This is a genomic window from Kribbella capetownensis (assembly GCF_004331485.1).
GTDB lineage: Bacteria > Actinomycetota > Actinomycetes > Propionibacteriales > Kribbellaceae > Kribbella > Kribbella capetownensis.
Map to the genome: position 1 here is coordinate 87,863 of NZ_SJKD01000002.1, position 15,649 is coordinate 103,511.

15 protein-coding genes and 1 pseudogene are annotated in these 15,649 nt (G+C 67.7%); 4 read left to right on the plus strand and 12 right to left on the minus strand.

Going from position 1 to position 15,649, the window contains the following annotated elements; genetic code table 11:
• Nucleotides 1–42: 42 nt before the first annotated feature.
• From E0H75_RS10645 to E0H75_RS10675, 7 genes and pseudogenes are all read right to left on the minus strand, one after another.
• Nucleotides 43–876, minus strand: a pseudogene (locus E0H75_RS10645) (metal ABC transporter ATP-binding protein); the annotation flags it as partial.
• A 14-nt stretch (nt 877–890) separates the two neighbouring features.
• Nucleotides 891–1,844 carry a metal ABC transporter solute-binding protein, Zn/Mn family gene (locus E0H75_RS10650; protein WP_131513309.1) on the minus strand — a complete coding sequence of 318 codons (954 nt, stop codon included), beginning with the start codon at nt 1,842–1,844 and terminating at the stop codon, nt 891–893.
• Between the two features lie 119 nt (nt 1,845–1,963).
• Entirely contained in the window at nt 1,964–3,400 is a 1,437-nt protein-coding gene (locus tag E0H75_RS10655; protein ID WP_131513311.1) for an ABC transporter ATP-binding protein, read from the minus strand.
• Nucleotides 3,397–4,134 carry an energy-coupling factor transporter transmembrane component T family protein gene (locus E0H75_RS10660; RefSeq protein WP_202872951.1) on the minus strand — a complete coding sequence of 246 codons (738 nt, stop codon included), beginning with the start codon at nt 4,132–4,134 and terminating at the stop codon, nt 3,397–3,399. The genes E0H75_RS10655 and E0H75_RS10660 overlap by 4 nt, the downstream gene beginning before the upstream one ends.
• Nucleotides 4,131–4,748 carry an MptD family putative ECF transporter S component gene (locus E0H75_RS10665; protein ID WP_131513313.1) on the minus strand — a complete coding sequence of 206 codons (618 nt, stop codon included), beginning with the start codon at nt 4,746–4,748 and terminating at the stop codon, nt 4,131–4,133. Before E0H75_RS10665 ends, E0H75_RS10660 begins: the two co-directional genes overlap by 4 nt.
• Nucleotides 4,749–4,759: 11 nt before the next feature.
• Nucleotides 4,760–6,502, minus strand: coding sequence for an ABC transporter ATP-binding protein (locus tag E0H75_RS10670; RefSeq protein WP_131513315.1), 1,743 nt, complete (start codon nt 6,500–6,502; stop codon nt 4,760–4,762).
• Nucleotides 6,502–8,268, minus strand: coding sequence for an ABC transporter ATP-binding protein (locus E0H75_RS10675; RefSeq protein WP_202872952.1), 1,767 nt, complete (start codon nt 8,266–8,268; stop codon nt 6,502–6,504). The genes E0H75_RS10670 and E0H75_RS10675 overlap by 1 nt, the downstream gene beginning before the upstream one ends.
• 120 nt (nt 8,269–8,388) lie before the next feature.
• Here E0H75_RS10675 and E0H75_RS10680 point away from each other — a divergent pair, with 120 nt between their 5' ends.
• Nucleotides 8,389–8,715, plus strand: a complete 327-nt coding sequence (locus E0H75_RS10680) for a transcriptional repressor (protein WP_202872953.1) — start codon at nt 8,389–8,391, stop codon at nt 8,713–8,715.
• Nucleotides 8,716–8,753: 38 nt separating this feature from the next.
• Here the strand turns inward: E0H75_RS10680 and E0H75_RS10685 are convergent, their stop codons facing one another.
• From E0H75_RS10685 to E0H75_RS10700, 4 genes are all read right to left on the minus strand, one after another.
• Nucleotides 8,754–9,554 (minus strand): TIGR03943 family putative permease subunit, encoded by an 801-nt coding sequence (locus E0H75_RS10685; RefSeq protein WP_131513316.1) that lies wholly within the window; start codon nt 9,552–9,554, stop codon nt 8,754–8,756.
• Complete coding sequence (locus tag E0H75_RS10690; protein WP_238162946.1) at nt 9,551–10,561, minus strand: permease; 1,011 nt, start codon at nt 10,559–10,561, stop codon at nt 9,551–9,553. Before E0H75_RS10690 ends, E0H75_RS10685 begins: the two co-directional genes overlap by 4 nt.
• 69 nt (nt 10,562–10,630) lie before the next feature.
• On the minus strand, nt 10,631–10,966 hold the full coding sequence (locus E0H75_RS42995; RefSeq protein ID WP_165553598.1) for a hypothetical protein: 336 nt from the start codon (nt 10,964–10,966) through the stop codon (nt 10,631–10,633).
• 221 nt (nt 10,967–11,187) lie between these two features.
• On the minus strand, nt 11,188–11,808 hold the full coding sequence (locus tag E0H75_RS10700) for a class E sortase (RefSeq protein ID WP_131513320.1): 621 nt from the start codon (nt 11,806–11,808) through the stop codon (nt 11,188–11,190).
• A 430-nt stretch (nt 11,809–12,238) separates the two neighbouring features.
• Here E0H75_RS10700 and E0H75_RS10705 point away from each other — a divergent pair, with 430 nt between their 5' ends.
• The 3 genes from E0H75_RS10705 to E0H75_RS10715 all read left to right on the plus strand — a co-directional run bounded on the left by E0H75_RS10705 (nt 12,239) and on the right by E0H75_RS10715 (nt 14,148).
• Complete coding sequence (locus E0H75_RS10705; RefSeq protein WP_131513322.1) at nt 12,239–13,045, plus strand: FAD:protein FMN transferase; 807 nt, start codon at nt 12,239–12,241, stop codon at nt 13,043–13,045.
• Between the two features lie 498 nt (nt 13,046–13,543).
• Nucleotides 13,544–13,807 carry a hypothetical protein gene (locus E0H75_RS10710; protein ID WP_131513324.1) on the plus strand — a complete coding sequence of 88 codons (264 nt, stop codon included), beginning with the start codon at nt 13,544–13,546 and terminating at the stop codon, nt 13,805–13,807.
• On the plus strand, nt 13,804–14,148 hold the full coding sequence (locus E0H75_RS10715) for a hypothetical protein (RefSeq protein ID WP_131513326.1): 345 nt from the start codon (nt 13,804–13,806) through the stop codon (nt 14,146–14,148). Before E0H75_RS10710 ends, E0H75_RS10715 begins: the two co-directional genes overlap by 4 nt.
• Before the next feature lie 357 nt (nt 14,149–14,505).
• On the opposite strand, the gene E0H75_RS44970 is transcribed toward E0H75_RS10715, so the two are convergent.
• Nucleotides 14,506–15,540, minus strand: a complete 1,035-nt coding sequence (locus E0H75_RS44970; protein ID WP_420323293.1) for a response regulator transcription factor — start codon at nt 15,538–15,540, stop codon at nt 14,506–14,508.
• Nucleotides 15,541–15,649 lie beyond the last annotated feature (109 nt).

The window sequence follows — 15,649 nt, forward strand, 5'->3', positions numbered from 1 at the left end:
TGCTGGATGTCCGCGATCAGGTTCCAGGACCATTCGGGGCCTTCAAGCGGCGGAATGGTGCATCCCTCCCCGCTCGGAGGCGTCGGCGTGCACCGCCGGCGCTGCTGGATCTCCGACGACGACCATCCTGCCGTCGGAAGCGCGGAGTACGTCGACCCGCGTTCCGTACAGGACCGACAGGGTGTCCGAGGTGATCACGTCGCCGGGTGGACCGGAGACGGCCTTGCCGCCGGCGAGGTAGATCACGCGGTCAAGGTGGTGGAGGATCGGGTTCACGTCGTGCGCCACCATCATGACCGCGACCTCCTGCTCGCGGCAGATCCGGCCGATGAGTGTGGCGATCGCGCTCTGGTTGGGCAGGTCGAGACTGTCGAGCGGCTCGTCCAGTAGCAACAACTCCGGGCGCTGGACGAGCGCCTGGGCGATGAGCAGCCGTTGCTGCTCCCCACCTGAGCACTGGCCGATCGGCCGGTTCGCGTACGCCGACGCGCCGACCAGTTCGATCAGCTCCGCGACCCGGGTGCCGGCCGCCGCGTTGCGTCCGCCGCGGCCGGGAAGGGGAAGACCCCACCGGTGGCCGTCGAGTCCGAGGCGGACGATGTCGGTTCCGCGGATGCGCAGCCCTGGGTCGAAGCTGCGGCGCTGTGGAAGGTAGCCGACCCGGCGACCGGCATGCCCCGGCGCCGCATCCAGGACCCGGACCCGTCCCGTTGCTGAGGGCAACAAGCCGAGCAGGACCTTGAGCAGGGTCGACTTGCCGGCCCCGTTCGGGCCGAGGACGGCGGCGAACTCGCCGTGCCGGACGGTGAGGTCGACGCCGCCCCAGAGCGTGCGCCCACCTACACGTACGGCCGCGTCGCTCAGCTCGATGACCGCCGGTCGTTCGTCGGTCATTTCCCGGTCGCCGTCGCTAGTGCCTGCTGGATCGCCTGCAACTGTTGTACCTGCCAGTCCTGGAAGGACGCGCCGGCTGGTGTCAGTGTCTCGGTCACCGTCGCCACGGGGATGCCCTTCGCCTTGGCCGCGGCGACCTGGGCGCGCACGTCCGGCGTTGCGTTCTGGCTGTTGAAGACGTAGACCTTGATCTGCCCGGTGGCGATCTGGTGGTCGATGGCCGCCTTGTCGGCCGCAGTCGGGTCCGAGCCCTCGTTGATGGCGTTGAGGAAGCCGATGGGGGTCAGCACCGGCAGTCCGAGCTGGTCGGCGAGCGGCGACACGATCGACTCGGAGGCACCGATCGGCGTACCGGCGTACTTCGCCTTGATGTCGGCGACGAGCCTCTGGTACGGCGCGAGTGTGGTGTTCTCGAAGGTGGCCCGTTGCTGGTCGAAGTACGCCGCATCCGTCGGGTCGATGGCCTTGTAGTCCTCGGTGATCTTCCCGATCACCGTGTGGACATCGGCGGGGGAGTACCAACGGTGTGGGTTGCCGCCCGGCTTGATGCCGAGCAGATCGCCGACAGTGAGGTCGGTGCGATTGTTCGCCGGTGCCGCGGCCAGTAGCTTCGAGGCCCAGGCGTCGTACCCGATGCCGTTGACGATCGTGTATCGCGCGTCGGCGAACGTGCGCGCGTCCGCGGCGGTCGCCTCGTAGTCGTGCGGATCGGACGCGGGGTTGTTGATGATGCTGGTGACGTTGACGTGGCTGCCGCCGAGCTGGGCAGCGATGCTGCCCCAGAAGTTCTCCGCGGCAACCACCTGGACGGTTTGACCGTTGCCTCCGGCGGAGGCGGTCGGGGGAGCGGTGGAGCAGGCCGCGGTCGACGCGGAGGCAATGGCGGTGAGCGCGCCGATGACGATCCACCGCGCGGTGCGATGGACCCAACGTGCTGGGACAGGACGCATGATGCTCGTTCTCCTCACAACTGGACGGCCCGGGACATCCCGAGCAGTCCTCAGATTACATGAAAACGATTTTCACTATCAATAGACCGAACGACCGCGGGCCCCGGCTCTGTGCGCGGTCACGGCGAGATGGGACGTAGCCGTAGCTCCTGATCGGCGGTGTGGGTGAGGAGCTCACTGTCGTGGGTGATCAGGATGACGACTGCGCCCTCGCCGGCCAGGTCGCGCATGACCCGGGTGATGGAGTGAAGATGGCGGCGGTCGACACCGGAGCTGGGCTCGTCGAAGACCACGATCCGGCGGCCGCTGAGGCGGGCCGCGGCGACGACGAGGCGTTGCTGTTGTCCGCCGGACAGCGAGAGCGGGTGGCGGTCCCGGACAGGGTCGAGGTCGAGATCGCGCAGGAGTGCCTGCAAGCGCTGCTCCTGCCCGGCATCGCGGGATGCGCCGAGCCGCAGCTCCGCCTCGACGGTGTCGGTGAACAGCTGACGCTGGACGTCCTGCATGACGATCGATCCGGCCCGTTGGCGTTGCGATCGGGTGAACCGGCGACCGTCCAGAAGGATCTCGCCTTGGTGTCGTTGCAGGCCGGTGAGGATGCGGGCGAGGGTGCTCTTGCCCGCGCCGTTCGGACCGGTGATCGCGGTGACGACACCGGCGGCCAGGTACGCCGTTTCGATGTCGAGTACACGTCGGCCGTGGAAGGCGCAGCTGACGGCGTGCAGGGTCACGCCGGTGCCGGACGCCGTCATCGAGGTTGTGTCATGGTCGATGCTGGGACCGAGTCCTTGGGCCCGCAGCGGCTTGGGGCGTGGTGGCGGGACGGAGCTCCGCAGTCCTTCGGCGCGGAGGGCGTCGTCGTCGAGTGTCGAGAACTGTTCACCCGACCATTGCCGGTGGACAGCGCCGTCGCGCAGGACGACGACGCGGTCGGCGAGGCCGCGGAGGAAGTGCAGACGATGTTCGGCGATCACGACGGTGGCTCTGTCCGCGCGCAGCCGGGCGAGGGTGGCGGTGAAGCGTTCGATCGCGGCGGCGGAGAGGTTGGAGGTGGGTTCGTCGAACAGAAGGACGGGCGGACGATGGGTAGCCGCCGCGGCGCAGGCGACTTGTTGCTGCTGGCCGCCGGACAGGTCCTGCAGTCGTCGGCCCGCGAAGCCGGTCAGACCGTGCTCGTCGATGCCGGCGGCGACGCGCTCGCGGATCTGTTCGGGTGGTTCGCCGAAGTTCTCCATCGCGAAGGCGAGTTCGGTTTCGGACCTGCCGGTGAAGAACTGGCGACGTGGATGTTGCAGCACGGTGCCGGTCAGGCGGCCGAGCTGATCCAGCGACAGGTCCGCGACCGCTCGCCCGTCCAGGTGGACGGAGCCGTCGAGCCGGCCTTCGTGGAAATGCGGCACGAGTCCGTTCATGAGTCTGAGGGCGCTGCTCTTCCCCGATCCGCTGGGGCCACACAGCACGACCGTTTCACCGCGCTGTACGTCGAGCGTCAGGTCGTCGAGGCTCGGCGTGGTCGCGCCGGCGTACGTCCACCGCACACCTTCGATGTGAATCACCACAGGACTGTGGCCGTGACCAGTGCCGCTACCAGGCCGACGGCCGCGAGGTCTGCGACGCCCAGGCGAGGCGGGTGCATGGCCGTGGGGCGTGTGGCGGATCCGAGGCCGCGCAGGAGCGCCGCTGCGGACAGGTCCTCAGCGACCCGCAGGCTCGAGGCGATGAGCGGAACGGTGAAGCGCTCGATGCTCAGTACCGGGTGCCGGAGCATGCCTGCCCAACCGCCGACACCGCGCAGACGCATGGCGTCCCTGACGGCGCGAGCCTCGGTAGCGATGGTCGGGAGGAAGCGGAGCATTACGGCCGCGGACGTGGTGATCGCCCGGGGGATCCGGGCGGCGCGCAGCGCGGCGGTGAGCTCGGTCGGCGTGGTGGTACGCAGCAGGTGCAGGGCGACGCCGCCGACGGCCGCGAAGCGCAGCAGATACGCGGCAAAAGCAGCGACGAAGCCGATCACGGGGTACGGCAGCGCCATCGGCAGCAGATAGGCGGCGGCCGCGACGGCCGCGGACGTGAGCGGCAGAAGGACGGCGCGCGCCCAGGCGCCCTCGCTGAGTGCGAGCAGCACACCGAGGACGATGGCCGCAGGAATGAACGGCGTACCGCCAGGCGCCATGACGACCAGACTGCTCGCCAGGACGAGGATCGCCTTTGTCCGCGGATCCAGACGCCGGGCGCGACCAGCGGGTCGACCCGCCGTGCGCTCAGCCAGGGCGAGCGGGGCTGACGTCACGCAAGTCCCGCCTTCTCGAAGTGCTTGCGCAGCAGCCGCAGGCCGAGCAGCCCGCCGAGCAGGCCGAAGAAGATCGTGGAGACGTCGAACGCAGCGACTACCGCGGGGGAGAGCAAGTCCTCCATCTGCCGGGTGTAGTCGGCGCCCATGTTCTGCATCGAAGGGCTGGAGAAGTAGTCGTGACGGGCGTAGAAGATCGGCAACATCGGTCCGACGTACCAGGCTGAGTAGGCGGCGTAGGCGAGCACGCTCAGCCGGCGGGATCGGTAGCGTCCCGACCACAGGATTGCTTCCGCGACGAGGGCGCAGACGATCGTGACCGCGAAGCTGATCGGCGGATGGCCGCCGAGTAGGAGGAGCCCGCCGGTGATCACCGCGAAGATCGTGACCACGCCGGCATGGTGCACCCGGGTGAGAAACAGCATGAAGGGGATCCCGCAGGCAACGATGCTCGCGGGCAGCGAGACGAGCACGGCGACCGGGCTGGCGAAGCCGATCATGTTGATGGCGTAGAGGACGACAAGATAGAGCGCGGCGAAGATGCCGATGTTGATGAGGTCCTTCGGACTCATCCGGACGTCGAGACGGCGCTCGGTGGAGGTGGTCGTGGTCATCGTGATTCCTTTCAGCGGAGTTGCCAACCGCGGGCGCGCACGCGCTCGTTCCAGAAGCGCGCGTACGTACCGCCGGTGGCGAGCAGGGTCTCGTGGTTGCCGTCCTCGGTGATCCGGCCGCGCTCGATGACGAGGATCCGGTCGGCTGCGACGACGGTGGACAGGCGATGGGCGACGACAATGACGGTGCGATGGCGGGCGAGCTCACCGATCGCGTCGGCGACCGCGGCCTCGTTCGCCGGATCCAGCGCAGAGGTGGCCTCGTCGAGCAGCACGACGGGCGCGTCCTTCAGCAGCGCGCGTGCGATCGAGACGCGCTGTTTCTCCCCGCCGGACAGAGTGGAGCCGGCCTCGCCGACGCGGGTGTCCCAGCCGTGTGGCAACCGGCCGACGACATCGTCGAGCCGCGCGATGCGAGCCACCCGGTCGAGGTCGGCGTCACTCGCGTCCGGGGCGGCCATCCGCAGGTTGTCCGCGATCGTGCCTTCGAACAGGTACACGTCCTGGAACACCTGCGCGGTCAGCCGGGATACGCCGGCACTGCCCAGGTCGCGAACGTCGTGACCGCCGATGCGTACCGAGCCCTCGCTGACGTCGAAGAACCGGCTGATGAGCCTCAGCAGGGTGCTCTTGCCCGAGCCGGACGGCCCGACGACGGCGGTGAGGCTGCCGGCCGGAATCATCGCGTCGATGCCGTCGATGACGGTCGTGCCTTCGTCGTAGCCGAAGCGGACTCCGACCAGCTCGACGTCAGCGCCCGAAGGTCGTGCCGGCAGGACCGGCTCGGGCAGCGGTGGCACTGCCAGTAGCGTCCGAACCCGACCGATGGCGTCGGCATTGACCTGAACGTGCCCAGCCAGCTCGCCCAGCTGTGAGATCGGCTCCAGCATGCGCAGGGTGACGATCAGTACGCCGATCATGACCGCGAGGGCGATCGTGCCGCTCAGAGTCAGGGCGACCGTGAGGGCGATGACAGCGGTGACAACCAGTTGCAGGGTTCCGAAGAACGCGATCAACGCCCACGCGCCGCGGATCGTGAGCCGCGACTGGGAGCCTTCCTGGCGGACGAGTGACTCCTCGAGGGTGCCGAGCTCCGGCCGGTCGAGTACGCCGTACGCACGCAGCGTCGCCTGCTGGCGGGCATACTCGACGATTCGCGAGGCGGTCGCGCCGATGTCGTGCTCGTAGGCGTCGTCGTTGCGGCGCACCACGACCATGAGGAGCCGCAGCGCCAGCCCGCACAGCGTCGCCCCGGCGGCGAAGGCGAGGCCGATCCGCCAGTCGAGGAAGAAACTGCCGACGATCATGGTGGCCGGCGCGGTCAGCCCGACGACGACGTGGCGCAGCAGGTGTGCCGGGATGTTGGCGACGTCCATGGTGCCTTTGCCGAGCATCCGCCCGATCGGGCCGGTGCGGTCGCCGCGGAACCAGCCGATCGGAAGCGTCGCGAGATGGTTGCCGATCCGCTCGTGGAAGCTGGTCAGCACATCCGTCCCGACGAGGTAGCCCAGCGACGTACTCCGGGTCAGCAGCACGTGGTGAGCGGCGACCACGGCAACGATCGCGACCAGCCAGAGCCAGAGCCGGCTCCAGTCGACCGGTGCCTCGGTCAGCGTCGCGAGGAGCGGCACGACGAAGAGGAAGCCGAGTCCTTGCAGGACGCCCTGTCCCGCCTGGGCCATCAGCATGGTGCGCAGGTGCCGCCGGCCGCGCTCGTCGAGGAGCTCGAACAGGTAAGGAACCATGGCGATCATCAGCGAGCCTCCACCTTGGTCACCGCGCTGGTACGGGCGTGCTGATCGTGCTGCCACATCCGCGCGTATAAGCCTTGAAGAGCGAGCAGCTCGTCGTGCCGGCCCTGCTCCACCACGCGTCCCGCGTCCAGCACGAGGATCCGGTCCGCGTTGCGGATGGTGCTCAGCCGGTGCGCGATGACCAGGACCGTGCGATCTCGCGCGACCTCGCTGAGCGCATCCTGGATGCGTGCCTCGTTCTCGGGGTCGGCACTCGCGGTGGCCTCGTCGAGGACGAGCACCGGACGGTCGGCGAGGATTGCCCGGGCGATGCACACTCGCTGGCATTCACCACCGGACAACTCCGCGTCCTCCCCGATCACCGACTCCAGACCGCGGGGGAGCTCGTCGAGACGGTTGAGGATCTGTGCCTTGCCGGCCGCAGCGCGGACGGCCGCGTCATCGGCATCCGGCCGCCCGAGCCGGATGTTGTCCCGGATGCTCATCCGCAGCATTGCCGCGTCCTGGAACACGAAGGCCACGTGCCGGTACAGCTCGGAGGGGTCAATGGTGCGCAGATCGGCCCCGTGCAGCTCGACCGACCCCTGTTGCGGGTCGTCGAAGCGAGGCAGCAGTTTGGCCAGAGTGGACTTGCCGGATCCCGACGGGCCGACCAGCGCCGTCACGGTGCCACGTTCGAGCTCGAGGTCGACACCGTCCAGCGCGACTGTTTCGCCGTACGCGAACCGTACTCCGCGCATCCGGATCACGGGTCCGGGCGCGTCCGCGTCGGGTACGACCGGATGTGTGGCGACGGGCAGCTCAGGCGCGGAGAGCAGGCTGCGGATGTCCCGAGCCACCGCCAGTGAGGTGACCAGCGGATGCACCGACGTCATGAGCGTCATCAGGCCAGTGGTCGTGACGGTCCCGAACACCAGGAACGAGATGAAACTTGCCAGCGGCAAGTGACCCGCCGCGGTAAGAACGCCTCCCACAGTCGTCAGGACCACGAGCACGCTCGCCGGGGAGACAAGGATCTCCGCGATCACGCTGGCGCGGCTCGTCGATCTCGCCCAGTCCAGGAAGAAGCGCGCGAAGTTGCGCGACACTTCCTGGAACCGCCGGCTGGCAACACCTGGCGGCCCGAACGCCTTGACGACCCCGATGCCGTTGACGAACTCGACCGCGGCTGCACTCAACCGGGTCAGCCACTCCATGAACACCGGGTACTTCGTCCCCGCGCCGGCCATCGCCCGCTGGTACACGATCATGCCGACGACCAGCGGAAGGAGGCTGACCAGCGCCATCCGCCAGTCGACGACGAACAGATAGCCGATCGCGACCACTGGAGGAACTGCGGCCGCTGTCACCTCCACCACGGAGTGGGCGATGAGCTGGTGGAGCGCTGCGACATCATCCTCGACGACCTTCTTCACCGTGCCCGAGTTCCGGTCCGTGAACCAGCCGAGTGGCAGCCTGCGCAACTTGCCGAGCAGCTCCCTGCGGATGCCGAACGACACCCGGATATCGGCCAGGTGGGCGAGCAGCCCCGCGCCGAAGGTGCCGAACTGCTTCACGACGAGGGCCATGAGGGCGACAACGATGACCGGCCATACGTCGGTATCGCCACGCAGCAGCCGCCTGCTGATTTCCACTACAGCGACCAAGGGCGCCATCCCGGCCAGCGCGCTGACACCGGTCAGCACCGCGCAGCCGATCAAGGTGGCCCGAGCCGCCGACAGCACTGATGGCGCCTCGTGCGCCGTTGGGACTCTGGATGTGGGCATCGGGCCACCCTCTCGAGACGTTGGCGGATCTCGAATGGATAGTAATGATAATCGTTATCATTTGTCACTACGGTCGTCGGCGCCAAGGTGTGCCTCGAAGACCGACGGGCTGCGCCGCTGATGGGCGGCCAGGCGTTGCAGGCCTGCGGGGATTTCGTTTCTGCCCAGGAGCTTCACCGTGTGATCTCCGACGGAGACACGTCCGTCGGCCTGACGACGTTCTACCGAACGGTCCGCGAACTGGCGCACGCCGGCCGGATCGACGTGATCCGCGAGCAGGACGGCAGCCGGCTCTACCGGCATCGACCGGCTGCCGGACACGGCCAATGCCTGGTTTGTCGTTGCTGTCTGCGGAGCTGGCCGGTCGACTCGGAGGTTGTCGAGGTCTGGGCCGACGCAGCCGGGGAGGCGGCCGGTTTACCAGTATCGAACACACCGTCGAACTGACCGGCGTCTGCGCCGCTGCACCGCCGACGCGACCGGGCCTACTCGTAGGGGTTGACCGGCATGGCGACCGGTTTGAGGGTTTCGACAGTGAGTGCGGCGACGTCCCCGTCGGGGCGCTTGGTGGGTTCGGCCCAGAGTCCGGTGACGGTGACCCATTGGTTCTTCGGAGGTGCGGCCTGGCCGCGGGCCTCGACCATGTACGCCGTACCGTCGGCGACGCAGCAGGTGATGCCGATGCGGGTCACGTACCAGACGCCGTTCTTAGCAGGTGTGACGAAGCCGGTCAGCTGGTATCTCCGGCCCTTCATGGTGTCCTGTTGCCACACTGCCCAGATGGCGTAGTCGGTGACCGGGACTGCGACCGGCGGGGCACCTTGGGAGTTGTCGGCCATCCAGGCGTTGCTCTTCGGGTTGGCCGGTTTCGACGACACCGGCGACTGGCGTTCGGCGGCGTCGGCGCCGAGCGCAGGCGGGTCGATGACGAGCAGCGCGAAGATCGGGATGAGCAGGAGCCAGGCAGTGCGCGGCAGGCCGTGGTGTCCATGTCCGTGGTCGGCGTGCGCACTGTGATCGATCTCTTCGTCGCGCCGACCCGCGGGCCAGGGAGCGTCCCGCCACGCGTCTTCCGGCATGGCCACAGGTTGTTCCTGTTGGGCCGGCTTCTTGCGGCCGTCGACGAGCACGTCGGTGACGGCGAGAGCGATCAGGACCACACCGGCTGCCAGCAGCATCCAGCGCATGCCGGGCTTGACGTATCTCAGGTAGGTCCCGGAGGTTGCAAGCTCCATCACGGCGGCCCCGATGAACACGATCACGAGTGCGGCGACACTGCGTCTCATAGCAACCACCATCCGACGAGCAGACTGGCAGTCAGTGCGACCACGAATGTCGCCGGCGCGAACCGTACGGCGAACTTCGGCCCGAAGGTCCCGGCCTGCAACGCGATCAGCTTCACGTCGACGATCGGCCCGACGACCATGAACGCGAGCCGTGCGGTGAGCGAGAACTGCGACAGGCTGGCCGCCACGAACGCGTCCGCCTCGGAGCAGATTGCCAGCAGTACGGCGAGCAGTCCGAGGATCACGACCGACAGCAGCAGATTCCCGGCGACGTGATCGAGCCAGGTCCGGGGAACGACCACGTTCAGCGTGGCCGCGGCCGCCGCGCCGATCACGAGGAACCCACCCGCGTGCAGGAAGTCGTGCAGCATTGCGGACCGGAACACGTCGAACTTGCCTGCATCGTGCGCGTGGCGGTTCTTCGGCATCTTGAACCAGGACCCGCCCTTCCCGGTCAGCAACCACAACCAGCCGAGCACCATTGACACCGCGAGCGAAGTGACTGCCCGGGCGATCACCACCTGCGGCTTGCCGGGGAACGCGACCGCGGTCGACGTGAGCACGACCGGGTTGATCGCGGGCGCGGACAGCAGGAACGCGATCGCCGCGGCCGGCGTGACACCGCGGCTCATCAAGGCCGCCGAGACAGGGACCGACGCGCACTCGCATCCCGGCAGGACGACGCCGGACGCGCTGGCGACCGGTACGGCGAGGGCCGGATGCCTGGGAAGCGCCTTCGCGAAGAACGATGCCGGCACGAACGCGGTCAGCGCAGCCGACAGCAGTACGCCGAGCACGAGAAACGGCATAGCCTGGATTGTGACGCCGACGAACATCGTCGCCCACGTCCGGATCCCACCGGCGGTGAACCAGCCGGTGAAGAGCCGCCGCCCGAACAACGCCGTACCGACCAGCAGGATCAACGTCGCGGTGAAGGCGACCGAGGACCCCGTGGACTCTTTCGCGGTCCCGTCGGGCTTCTCCGCGACCTCAGTCGGAGTACTCACGGGCCGCATCTTGACACAACTCACCGCGCCCGCACGACCACTCGGCGCACCACAAGGTGAGAATCAGCGTCATTCCGGCAGATAGTGAACCCAACCCCCCGCAGCTTCTCGGATGGCGGACGCCGGGGTCAACGACCCGTGACCGTCCGGGTACGGACCGGTGAAGTCAGGGTCGGCGGACAGCCCGGCGTACGGCGAATCAACGGACCGCGATGCTGTCGGCCAGTGGTGCGACGATCGACTCGGAAGGGCCGATCGGCGTCCCCGCGTACTTCGGCTAACGACGGCGATCAACTGGTTGTACGGGGCAAGCGTCTTCGTCTCGACGGTGGTCGGCAACCGATCGAAGTCCGGTGCGTCCGCGGGATCGAGCGTCTTGTAGTCGGTGCTGATCTTCTCGATCACCCGGTGGACGTCGGCCGGGGAGCACCAGCGATGCGGGTTCCCGCCGGGCTGGATGCCGGGCAGGTCACCGACCTTCAGTTCCTTGGGCGTCGTGCTCGGCGGTTGTGGGACCGTCCAGCACGAGGATCACGTGGATCACTTGCACGACGGCCACCGGCACTATCAGCACGGCGATCACGTGCACGAACACCGGGCAGTGTCGACAGCGGCCGTTCACAAGATCAGGATTTCGGGCTGACTCGGATCAGGTGGCCGAAGGCGACGGAGCGGTCCGGGGAGTGGAAGAGGTCCTGGCAGGTGGTGAGAGTGATGGTCGAGGTCGTTGGTGCCTCGTCGGGCTTGCCGGGGACGGGCTGGAGGACCCAGGTTGCGGAGGGCGTGACGGTGAGGTCGCGCGGCGAGCCGTCGAGGGTGTAGGAGTAGACCGCGTCCGCGGTTTCGACGATCACGTGGTCGCCTTTCCGTAGGTCGAGCAGTTTGCGGAACGGTGAGCCGTGGGTGACCCGGTGGCCGGCGATGGCGAAGTTGCCTGACTGACTTGGCAGCTGCGTCTGTGGATAGTGGCCGACACCGCGTGCGAGGTCATCCTGACCTACCCCTTGCACGACAGGTTTCTCCCAGCCGGCGCCGAATTTCGGGATCCGGAGCAGTGCGAATGGTGCCCCGGTCGACGGCTTGAGCTGAGTGGGCGTTTTCCACTGCTCACGCAGTGACTTCTCGCCCTCGGCCATGTTGTGGTTCGCGGTAAGTCCGGTGCCGACGTACTGCCAGCCGACCCACCCGAGCAACGCGAGCCCCGATGCCAGCAGGATGATCCCGAGTCCCCGCAACACTCCACGCATACGTCTCTGTCCTCGCACGTTGTGTCGATGGCTGACCTGGAGCAGCCGTACGACAACGATAACGGTTGTCAGTTTCTATTCTGCTCATCAGATCGGCCAAGCTGCGGAGGGCGGCGGCAGGTGGCAGGCCGCCGTCGACGAGACCGGGCCGTTGCCGCTGCGTATCGTGGCCGGTCGCTCTCATCCGAATCCGGCCGTCCTGACGACCTGGGTGGTGCCGTCTTGGCTGCCGCCACGCCCGGTCGTAGTGTCGGACAGCCCGCTGGCGCCGTGGACCAGCGCTGCGGCGGCGCTGTCCTCGATCCTCGCTGCGGCGGTCGGGGGCGCCCTGGTTCGTCGGCATCGCCGTGCCCGCGCCGTCGTCGTACCCTCCGATTCTGTGGAGCGGGAGCCGTCCGCCGCCGCTGGTTGACCGTCGTACGGTGGCGGTATGTCGCGGCGGAGTTGGGTCGAGCAGATCATGGGGCTGCCGATCAGCGTGCTCGCGCGCGGGAAGGGTGCCGAGTCCAAGCAGGCGGACGCGGCGGTGCGGAAGGTTTTCGCGGAGTTGGTCGAGGTCGATCGCGTGTTCTCGCCGTACAAGGCGGACAGTGCGCTGAGTCTGCTGGCGCGGGGGGAGGATGGTTGGGATCGTGTTGATCCGGTGGTTCGGGAGGTTGCTGAGCGGTGTGTTGCCGCGCAAGAGCTGACCCGTGGGTTGTTCGACGCTCAGGTGCCTGGCAGCACGTGGGATCCGTCCGGGCTGGTCAAGGGATGGGCAGTCGAGCGGGCCGGTGAGCGCTTACGGGAGGTCGTTGACGTGGACTGGTGCCTGAATGCGGGCGGTGATGTGCTCGTGGTGAGTCCGAGCAAGGAGCCGTTCAGGGTCGGCCTCCAGGACCCGCGCGATTCGGGGCTCCTCCTCGTGCTGGTGCCGATCACGACGAGCGCCGGCGAATGGCTGGAACACCAGCTGACCCCGAACCCGCTCATTCACCGGCACACCGAGCTGGGTGACACGGCCATCTACGCGGCGATCGCGGTCGCGGTCCTGGCGGTCGTCCTCTGGTGGCGCCAGCGCGAGAGCACCGGGCGGACGCCGGTGAAGCGGACCTTTCTCGCGCCCGCGTCGAGCCTCCTGACCGCCTCGCTGACCGTGGTCGCCGTCGTGGTCTCGGCGGTCGCCGTGTACGACGTGGTCCGCATCGGCGACTCCGGCGCCAAGGCGAGCTGGAGCAACTGGGCCGCGCACCGCTGAGGTGCTCAGACGATCGTCGAGCAGACATACCGTTCAACCAGCTTGAACGGTACTCCCTCGACTGGACAGTCGACAGTAGGAGGAGAACAGCGCCGATCAGGAGGAGGGACAGGCAACTGGCTGCTGGGGTGCCCAAGGCAACGATAGGGTGGCGGATCGCGAGGGGCATGACGATGGTGATCGAGGCGAGAACGTCGCGGCCGGAATGTGGGCATGGTCAGCGTCTGCCGTCTTCATTGCGATTCTTGGTACGCCGGACAACGGTCAGTGGGCGCTCGCGCCCGACAACGCGACTCGGTGCACCGGTGGCCGACAGTCCAGGCGACGTACAAATCATGTACGGCATCGACAGCAGACGACACCTGCCCTAGCAGACTCTGGGGTGACTACCCGGCCATGCCGGTTCGTCGCCCGTCCGGATCGGCAAACGGCGCAGCGGACCAGCAGCAGAACGACGTCTGGGTGAGGTCGCCGGTGACAAGAAGCTGGTGGTCAATCTTGGCGGATGACGATGTCCTGTTGCGTGAGGGGTTGGCCAGTCTGCCGTGGGAGCTGATGCAGCGTGCGCGCGACCTGTTCCACTGCGACTACGCCGAGTTCGACCGGACCCAGCCGGCCCTGCGACTGTTCGTCGTCGAGCAGGACCTGAGCGAGACGCGGGAGTTTCTCGATCGCGACGTCCAGGACCCGTACTTCTGGGCCTCTATCGATCCGACGATGCCGCCAACTACCCCGATCGCACCGGGGACATCGCACACGTGATCAGGCTGAGCGGCTTCGTCTCCGACCGTCAGCTGCGAGCCAGCCCGCTGTACGTCGAGTACTGCAGTGCGGCGATGTTCCGGGCTGTGTCGGTCAGCTTTCCTGACGAACCCGGATACGTGTCACGGCTGATGCTTTGGCGCGGCCCAGGCCGCGACTTCGACGAGCGCGACCGCTTGATGCTGACCCTGCTGCGGCCGCATCTGTACGCCGCCTACCGGACCGCTGAGCGCCGCCGCCGCTCATCCACGGCCCTGACCTCGCGCCAGCTCGAGCTCTTGCAGTACCCAGGGATACACGAACTCGGGGCAGTCCCGAACGGTGCCGGCTGGTCGAGGTGAATCTCGCAGCGGGGCGCTTCTACCGCAGGGCGTTGCTTCGGGCAACCAATAGTTGGGCTCGTTCGTACCTGAGGCGTGGCGGGGCTGGTGAACTACTCCCACCCCTCTGCTGGTCAACGACCCGTTGCACGCCGTGGCGATCGAGCAGATCAGCAGACGCACGATGTGCCGCTGGGCGGGAACCCGCTGTGCAACTCCCCCCTGTCGGCTGCCAAGCCCGAATCCTGGGCCAATACGCCGCGACGGACACGGCGATCGTGCTGGTGGCGGATCACGAGGCCGGGAAACGCGCGGCGGTCGGGTTCTTGGACGATCTGCGTAGATTCTGCGGGTCATGGCTGTCGAGCTTCCGGCTGATCAGTCCGCGCGCGCGGTGTACATGTCGGCCGACGGACTGCAGGACCTGCACAACGCGCTGATGCTCACGCGACCGCTGTCCGACTGCCGCGGAACGCGCGAGCGCTCTCGGTCCTCCTCCGCCTTGCCAGCCGCGGAGCTGCCCCGACCCGATGGAACTCCGTCACTCTGAGGGCGGTCAAGGCCAGCGCGGTCGACGCCAGACATGGTGCTCAGGTGCGCTCCTGGGCGACCTGCCGGGGCCGCGGGCAATGAAATCGCAGGACTCCGATGGCCGAGACGACCACGGGCCGGAACAGTGGCGAAGGGTGGAGCGTAGAAGACGTGACGCATCTGTGGGAATTGGCTGAGGGGAAACGCCAACGCGGTTATGAACGTGAGGCTGGACCGCAGCGAGGAAGCGATGCGGGCGCCACGGCCGCGAAGGATCTCGGCGTGTCCACATCGCTGCGTACTCCCATTCCTCGTCGCGACTGAGCCGGCAACGAACGAGGGGCAGTGGTTCTGTTGCCTGCAGGCTCCAGGAGAAGGACGGGGAGGGTTCGGTGCGTCGCTGGTCGCGTCGAGTTGCACCTCGTCGACGGTGACGGCGACCGTCGTGCGGCGAAGGAGCGCACGAATCCGTACCAGCAACTCGGGGACATCGAAGGGCTTGGTGAGGTAGTCGTCCGCGCCGGCCTCGAAGCCACTGACCTTGTGATGTACGCCGCCCAGAGCGGTGAGGATCAGCACCGGACCATGCACTCCGTGCGCACGCAGAGCCAGGCACACGTCGCGCCCGTCGGCATCGGGCAGGCCGATATCGAGGACCACCGCATGCGCGGCGGGGACGAGTTGCGCGAGGAGTTCTGCTCCCGTTTCAGTGGCGACGACCGAGTAGCCGTCACCTTCCAAAGCCCGCCGCAACAACTCGCGCAACGCACGATCGTCCTCGCAGACCGCGACTGTCGCCATGCTGAGAACCGTAGCGGCGCGCATTTTGAGGAGCCTGAGCGGCGTCAGTCCGGCAGCAGCATCCGGGCACGTGGCCGACATCACGGAGCTGGAGCCCGCTGTGGCCTTCTCAGCTGGCTCTCAGCGGCTGACACCTACGGTCGACGTCGTATCGTCGCCTCGCATTATCGGAGTATCTGGATGAATCCGC